Origin of the sequence: Streptomyces sp. NEAU-YJ-81 (assembly GCF_017592595.1) — a bacterium.
In the GTDB taxonomy this organism is placed as follows: domain Bacteria; phylum Actinomycetota; class Actinomycetes; order Streptomycetales; family Streptomycetaceae; genus Streptomyces; species Streptomyces hygroscopicus_B.
This window is the reverse complement of record NZ_JAGFNO010000087.1, coordinates 1-8,490: the sequence shown is the minus strand read 5'-3', so window position 1 is coordinate 8,490 and position 8,490 is coordinate 1. Positions and strand designations below refer to the sequence as shown.

General features: G+C 68.8%; 2 protein-coding genes. Both read left to right on the top strand.

What is annotated here, in order from left to right:
- The coding region (locus J5X86_RS49750; protein ID WP_374229509.1) for a type I polyketide synthase at positions 1-5,315 on the top strand (5,315 nt) is incomplete at its 5' end.
- A 57-nt stretch (positions 5,316-5,372) separates the two neighbouring features.
- Positions 5,373-8,490 (top strand): type I polyketide synthase (locus tag J5X86_RS49745; RefSeq protein ID WP_208523168.1); only part of this gene is annotated, 3,118 nt, incomplete at its 3' end.

Here is an 8,490-nt window from a genome sequence, read left to right as displayed (position 1 = left end):
GTGGGTTGGATCTGTCGGCGTTTGTGTTGTTTTCGTCGGCGGCGGGTGTGTTGGGGAATGCGGGTCAGGGGAGTTATGCGGCGGCGAATGGGTTCCTGGATGCGTTGGCTGTTCATCGGCGGGCGCAAGGGCTGCCGGGGGTATCGATCGCGTGGGGGTTCTGGGAAGAACGCAGCGAACTGACCACCGATCTGGCCGAGGTGCAACTGTCGAGGATCTCCCGGTCCGTGGGGACGAGCATCAGCAGCAAACAAGGACTGGAACTGTTCGATGCGGCGCTCGCCGCCGATGAGGCGATGGTGCTGGCCACGCCCCTGAACATGCCGGCGCTGCGGGAACGGGCTGCCGCGGGCACATTGCCGTCGATCCTGAGCGGCCTGGTCACCGCCCCCGTCCGTAGGGCAGTCGGGACCGGAGGCACTCCGGCCGGACTGCGGCACCAACTCGCCGGAGCAACGGAGGCCGAAAGGGAACACCGGGTCGTCGGCCTGGTGCAGGAACACGTCGCCGGTGTCCTCGGCCACCTCTCCGCGGAGTCCATCGATACCTCGAGGACCTTCCAGGAAATCGGCTTCGACTCGCTGACCGCGGTGGAACTGCGCAACCGGATCAGCGCGGCCACCGGCGTACGGCTGCCGGCCACCGCTGTCTTCGATCACCCCACCCCCCGGCTGCTGGCCGAGCGTGTGCTGGCGGAGGTATGGGGCTCCCTGCCCGCCGTCGCACCGACCGCGCCCGTGTCGGCGGTCGACGACGATCCGATTGTGATCGTGGGCATGAGCTGCCGCTTCCCCGGCGGTGTCGAGTCTCCCGAGGATCTGTGGCGCCTGGTCGACTCGGCCACTGACGCGGTCTCCGCGCTGCCCACGGACCGGGGTTGGGATCTGGCGACCTTGGCCGGAGCCAACGACGGCGCCGGTGCCTCGTACGCCCGAGACGGCGGATTCCTCTATGACGCCACTGAGTTCGACGCCGGGTTCTTCGGTATCTCGCCGCGTGAGGCGCTGGCGATGGATCCCCAGCAGCGGCTGCTGCTGGAGGCGGCCTGGGAGGTGTTCGAGCGGGCCGGAATCGCCCCCGACACGCTCAAAGGCAGCCGGACCGGGGTCTTCACGGGCGTGATGTACCACGACTACGGCTCGTGGCTCGCCGATGTCCCGGAGGACATCGAGGGCTATCGGGGCACGGGCATCGCGGGCAGCGTGGCGTCGGGTCGGCTGGCCTATACGTTCGGTCTGGAGGGACCTGCCCTGACGGTGGACACGGCGTGTTCGTCGTCGCTGGTGGCGCTGCATCTGGCAAGCGAGTCGCTACGGCGCGGGGAGTGCTCGCTGGCGCTCGCGGGGGGAGTCACCGTACTGGCGACTCCGCAGGTTTTTGTGGAGTTCACGCGCCAGGGCGGGCTGGCTGCCGATGGCCGGTGCAAGTCCTTTGCCGCTGGTGCGGATGGGACGGGTTGGTCGGAGGGTGTGGGGCTGTTGTTGGTGGAGCGGTTGTCTGATGCTGAGCGCAATGGTCATCGGGTGTTGGCCGTGGTGCGGGGTTCGGCGGTGAATCAGGATGGTGCGTCGAATGGGTTGACGGCGCCGAATGGTCCGTCGCAGCAGCGGGTGATTCGGCAGGCGTTGGCCAGCGCCGGGCTTGCTGCTCGTGATGTTGATGCGGTGGAGGCGCATGGGACGGGGACGACGCTGGGTGATCCGATCGAGGCGCAGGCGTTGTTGGCCACGTACGGTCAGGATCGGGATCCGGAGCGGCCGTTGCTGCTTGGTTCGGTGAAGTCGAACATTGGTCATACGCAGGCGGCGGCTGGTGTGGCCGGTGTGATCAAGATGGTGATGGCGATGCGCCACGGTGTGCTGCCGCAGAGCCTGCACATCGATGAGCCCACCCCGCATGTGGACTGGTCCACCGGCGCGGTGGAACTCCTGGGTGAGCAGACGGCGTGGCCGGAGGCCGGGCGGGCCCGTCGCGCCGGAGTCTCATCGTTCGGGGCGAGCGGTACCAACGCCCATGTGATTTTGGAGCAGGCCCCCGACACGACGGGCGAACCCGAGCCCGGGCCGGAGCGGATCGAACTCCCGGCCATTCCCTGGGTGTTCTCGGCTCGGGACGAGGCGGGCGTTCAGGCGCAGGCCGTACGGCTACGGGCCTTCGCGGAGCGGAATCCCGATCTGGATCCGGTGGATGTGGGGTGGTCGTTGGTGGCTGCTCGTTCTGCGTTGTCGCATCGTGCGGTGGTGGTGGGTGCGGATCGTGCGGGGTTGCTCGGGGCTTTGGAGGGACCGGTGGTTGTGGGGGGTCCTGTTGGTGGTGGGTTGGGTGTGGTGTTTGCGGGTCAGGGGTCGCAGCGGTTGGGGATGGGGCGTGGGTTGTATGAGGCGTATCCGGTGTTCGCGGGGGTGTGGGATGAGGTGTGTGGGGAGCTGGACCGTTATTTGGAGCGGCCTTTGGGTGAGGTGGTGTGGGGTGATGACGCTGAGTTGATTGGGCAGACGGCGTATACGCAGGCGGGTTTGTTTGCGCTTGAGGTGTCGTTGTTCACGTTGGTGTCTTCCTGGGGTGTGAAGCCGGACTACCTGTTGGGCCACTCCATTGGTGAGTTGGCTGCTGCGTATGTGGCGGGTGTGTGGTCGTTGGAGGATGCCGCCCGGGTGGTGGCTGCTCGGGGTCGTTTGATGCAGGCGTTGCCGTCGGGTGGGGCGATGGTTTCGGTGGCGGCGTCGGAGGGTGACGTACGGCTGCTGCTGACCGGGGGTGTGGCGGTTGCGGCGGTCAATGGTCCCGAGTCGGTGGTGTTGTCCGGTGAAGAGGATGCGGTTCGTGCCGTTGAGGAGGTGTTCATCAGTCGGGGGGTGCGGACGCGGTGGTTGCGGGTGAGTCATGCGTTTCATTCGTCGCGTATGGATGGGATGTTGGCGGAGTTTGGTGAGGTGTTGCGGGGGGTGGAGTTCCGGGCTCCGAGTGTGCCGGTGGTGTCGAATGTGTCGGGTGTGGTGGCGGGTGATGAGTTGTGTTCGCCGGAGTATTGGGTGCGTCATGTGCGGGAGACCGTGCGCTTTGCCGATGGGCTCGGCACACTCCGTGGGCTGGGTGTCGGTTCCTTCCTGGAGCTGGGTCCCGATGGCACATTGACCGCTCTGGCCGGTGGCGACGGACTGGCCGTACTGCGTCCGGATCGTCCGGAGCCCCTTACCGCGATGGCCGCTCTGGGTGGGCTGTATATCCGGGGCGTCCAGATCGATTGGGCGGCGGTGTTCCCCGGTGCTCGGCGTGTTGATTTGCCGACGTATGCGTTCCAGCGTGAGCGGTTCTGGCTGGAGCCGTCCTCGGCTGAGCCTGCGACGAGTGCGGTGGACGCGGCGTTCTGGGATGCGGTCGAGCGCGGGGATTTCGGTTCGTTCGGTATCGATGCTGGGCAGCCGCTCAACGCGGCTCTGCCCGCCCTGGCGGCATGGCGAAGGGCGCGGCAGGAGCAATCGGTCATCGACGGCTGGCGTTACCGGCTCGGGTGGGCGCCGATTCCGGGGGTCTCCGAGGAGCCCGTCCTCACCGGCACATGGCTGCTGGTGGCCGAGCCGGGCGGCGGCGCCGATGACCTGATGGGTGCGATGCACGCGGCAGGGGCCGAGGTGCGGATGGTGACGGTGGCAGAGGTCGCGGAGCTCGCAGAGGTCGCGGCGCCGGAGACCGTCCCTGCCACGGCGGGTGTGGTGTCACTGCTGCCTGTTGAGGAGACCGTCCTCTTGTTGCAGACGCTTCGTACGACTGCACCGTTGTGGTGTGTTACTCGGGGTGCGGTCTCGGTGGTCGACGGGGATGTGGTCGATCCGGATCAGGCGGGCGTGTGGGGGCTTGGTCGGGTGATCGGTTTGGAGCGTCCGGATCGTTGGGGTGGGTTGATCGATCTGCCGCCGGTTGTGGATGAGGGTGTCGGGGCCTGGTTGTGTCGGGTTCTGAGTGGGGGGACGGGGGAGGACCAGGTTGCGGTCCGTGCCGCTGGGGCCTGGGGTGCCCGGCTGACCCGGGTGACATGGGTGGCGGACACGTCCGCCGAGTGGCGCGGTCGTGGGGCCGCATTGGTCACCGGGGGCACGGGTGCGCTGGGCGGTCATGTGGCGCGTTGGCTGGCGGGGGCCGGTGTGGAGCGGATTGTGTTGGCGAGTCGTCGGGGGGCCGAGGCACCCGGCGTCGCGGAGTTGGTGGCGCCGTTGGAGGCGCTGGGTGTGGTGGTGTCGGTAGTGGGCTGTGATGTGGCTGATCGGCGTGAGGTTGCGGCGTTGGTGGAGGGGATTGCGGATTTGCGTGTGGTGGTTCATGCGGCGGGTGTGCTGGATGACGGTGTGTTGGAGTCGTTGACGTCTGAGCGCATTCGGGAGGTGATGCGGGTCAAGGTGGCGGGGGCGCGGTATCTGGATGAGCTGACGCGGGGTCGGGATCTGGATGCCTTTGTGTTGTTCTCGTCGGCTGCGGGGACGATGGGTAACGCGGGCCAGGGGAGCTATGCGGCGGCCAACGCCGTCCTGGACGCACTGGCCCAGCGGCGCCGATCCGAGGGACTGGTGGCCACGTCTCTGGCCTGGGGTGCCTGGGCCGACAGCGGCATGGGGGCGGCTCAGCGACAGCTCCCCGGTATGCCCCCGGATCTGGCGATTGCCGCGCTTCAGCGGTCACTGGTCGCGGACGAGACCACGATGATGATCGCGGACGTGGAGTGGTCGAGCTTTGGCTCCCGGTTCACCGCCGTACGGCCGAGCCCGCTGCTGAGTGAACTGCTCACGATCGCCACCCCTCCTATGGAACCGGTCGAGGAATTCGCCACCCGGCTGCGGGGCATGTCGCGGATCGAGCGCGATCGGGCGGTGCTGGAACTGGTCCGTACCCACGTGGCGGCCGTGCTGGGGCATGCGAAGCCCGCTTCCGTAGACCCCTCGCGGACCTTCCAGGAGGTCGGCTTCGACTCGCTCACCGCGGTGGAGCTGCGGAACCGGCTGGCCACCGCCACCGGCGTACCGTTCCCGGCGTCGGTCATCTTCGACTATCCGACCACCGCGGCGCTCGCCGACCATGTCCGGGCCCAACTCGTCAAGGGCGAGGCCGAGGACGATACGACGTCCGTGCTCGACGAGCTGAACAGGCTCGAAGCGGTGTTGTCCGACCTGTCCCCGAGCGACGTGGCCGGTGCCGAGGTCGCCGCGAAGATCAAGAGCCTGCTGTCCCACTGGGGCGCGGCCGCCGACCGTGACATTGAACTGGATTCCGCGACGGACGAGGAGATGTTCGACCTCCTCGGCAAGGAATTCGGTATCTCGTGAACCTGCCGTCGAGTTCGACTCCGAGTGAGTCCAGCACCGCGTTGAGAGGGTCGTCCTGTGGAGAATGAAGAGAAACTTCGTCATTACCTCAAAGAGGTCACGAAGGATCTGCGGCAGACCCGCCAGCGCCTGCAGGACATCGAGGCGAAGAGCCACGAGCCCATTGCGATCATCGGCATGAGCTGCCGTTTCCCCGGTGGCATCGCAACGCCGGAAGCGTTGTGGGACCTGGTGCGCGACGGTGGCGACGCGGTGTCGGAATTCCCGGTCGACCGTGGCTGGGACACGGAGGGTCTCTACGACCCCGAGGGCGGTTCCGGGAAGTCGGTCACCCGCTACGGCGGATTCCTGCACGGCATCGCGGATTTCGACGCGGCGCTCTTCGGGATATCCCCCCGGGAGGCCATCGCGATGGACCCGCAGCAGCGGTTGATGCTGGAGACTTCCTGGGAAGCGTTCGAGCGGGCCGGCGTCAACCGTGACGCCGTGCGGGGCAGCCTGACCGGGGTGTTCATCGGTACCAACGGCCAGGACTACGCGACGCTGCTCAGCGCGGCACGGGACGATGTGCAAGGCCACCTCGGCACGGGCAGCGCGGCGAGCGTTCTCTCGGGACGGGTGGCCTACGCCTTCGGTCTCGAAGGGCCGACGGTCACCGTGGACACCGCGTGCTCGTCCTCTCTGATCGCCCTGCATCTGGCCGTGCGGGCGCTGCGCAACGGGGAGTGCGAGCTGGCGCTGGCAGGCGGCGTCACGGTGATGACGACGACGAACACCTTCGTCGAGCTGTCCAAGCAGGGCGGGCTGGCCCCGGACGGCCGGTCCAAGGCGTTCGCCGCGGGCGCGGACGGCACCGGCTGGGGTGAGGGCGCCGGGATGCTGCTGGTGGAGCGGCTGTCCGACGCCGAACGGCACGGCCACCCGGTGCTGGCGGTGGTGCGTGGTACCGCTGCCAACCAGGACGGCGCGTCGAACGGGCTGACCGCGCCCAACGGGCCCTCCCAGCGCCGGGTCATCCGCACGGCACTGTCCGACGCCCAGTTGTCCACGGGCGATGTCGACGTGGTGGAGGCGCACGGCACCGGCACCAGGCTCGGGGACCCGATCGAGGCACAGGCCCTGCTGGACACCTACGGTCAGGATCGGGACCTGCCGTTGTGGCTCGGATCGGTCAAGTCGAACCTGGGCCACACCCAGGCCGCCGCGGGCGTCGCCGGGGTCATCAAGATGGTGCTCGCCATGCGGCACGGTGTGCTGCCGCGCACCCTGCACGTGGACGAGCCGACCCCGCATGTGGACTGGTCCGCAGGCGCGGTACGCCTGCTCACGGAGCGGACTCCCTGGCCGGAGAACGACCGGCCGCGCAGGGCGGGAGTCTCCGCCTTCGGCGTGAGCGGCACCAACGCCCACGCGATCCTGGAGCAGGCACCGGAGACCGAGCGTACTGATCCGCCCCGGACCGAGCCGGTGGCGGTGCCCTGGGTGCTCTCGGGCCAGGGCGAGGCCGGTCTGCGCGCGTTCGCGGCGCGGCTCGCCACCGTGGCCACGGAAGCGGACCCCAGCGACCTCGGGTGGACCCTTGCCACCACCCGCTCGGCGCTGTCACACCGCGCGGTGGTGATCGGATCCACCCCATCGGACCTGCTGAACGGCCTTGCCGCGGTGGCCGCCGGAGAGCCGGCCCCGAACGTGGTGGAGGGAGTGGCCGGTCCCGACACCGGCGTGGTGTTCGTCTTTCCGGGACAGGGCTCGCAGTGGGCCGGTATGGCCGTGGAACTGCTGGACTCCTCCCCGGCCTTCGCCCGCCGGTTCGCCCAGTGCGCCCGTGCACTGGAGACGCATCTCGACTGGTCCATCGAGGACGTGGTGCGATCCGCGCCCGGTGCGCCCTCGCTCGACCTCATCGAGGTCGTCCAGCCGGTTCTGTTCACCGTGATGGTGTCCCTCGCCGAGCTGTGGTCCTCCTACGGGATCACCCCCTCCGCCGTGGTCGGCCACTCCCAGGGCGAGATCGCGGCCGCCTGCGTGGCCGGGGCGCTGTCGCTGGAGGACGCGGCCAAGGTGGTGGTGTTGCGCAGCCGTCTGTTCGCCGAAACGCTGGTGGGCAACGGCGCGATCGCCTCGGTCGCCCTGCCGGCGGAACAACTGGCCACCCGGATCGAGCCGTGGGGCGAACGCCTCGCGGTGGCCGGGGTGAACGGGCCCGCGGCGGCCACAGTGGCCGGCGACCCGCAAAGTCTCCAGGAGTTCGTGGCCGCATGCGGGACGGACGGCGTACGCGCCCGTGTCGTGCCCGCCACCGTGGCGTCCCACGGCCCTCAGGTGGAACCGCTGCGCGAACGACTGCTCACCCTGCTGGCCGACGTGGCGCCCCGCCAGTCCACCGTTCCGTTCTACTCCACGGTGACCGGCGGACTCCTGGACACCACCGAACTCGACGCGGACTACTGGTTCTGGAACGCCCGCAAGCCCATCGACTTCCTGGGCGCGCTACAGGCCCTCTTCTCCGACGGCCACCGCGTCTTCGTGGAATCGAGCACCCACCCCGCCCTGACCATGGGCATCCAGGACACGGCGGACGCCTTTGGCGAGTCCGTGGTGGTCACCGGCTCGCTGCGCCGTGGCCAGGGCGGGCTCGCCCAGTTCTTCTCGGCCATGGCGCGGCTGCAGGTGCACGGCGTACGGGTGGACTGGCCCGCGGCCTTCGGCGAGGCGCGACGGGTGGAACTGCCGACCTACCCGTTCCAGCGGGAGCGTTACTGGCTGACGCCCCGGCCCGGCCACGGTGACGCCTCCGCGCTGGGACTGGGCGCGCTCGACCACCCCCTCCTCGGGGCCACGGTCGCGCTGCCCGAGTCCGGCGGCTGCCTGCTGACCGGTCGGCTGTCCCTGGCCACCCACTCCTGGCTGGCTGATCACGCCCTCTCCGGTGTGGTGTTGCTGCCGGGGACGGGTTTTGTGGAGTTGGTGTTGCAGGCGGGGTTGCGGTTGGGGTGTGGGGTGGTTGAGGAGTTGACGTTGGAGGGGCCGTTGGTGCTTCCGGAGCGGGGTGAGGTGGAGGTTCAGGTTTCGGTGGGCGGTGCGGGTGAGGGGGGTCGTCGGTCGGTGTCGGTGTTTTCGTGTCGGGAGGGTGAGTGGGTCCGGCATGCGGTGGGTGTGGTGGGGGTGGCGGATG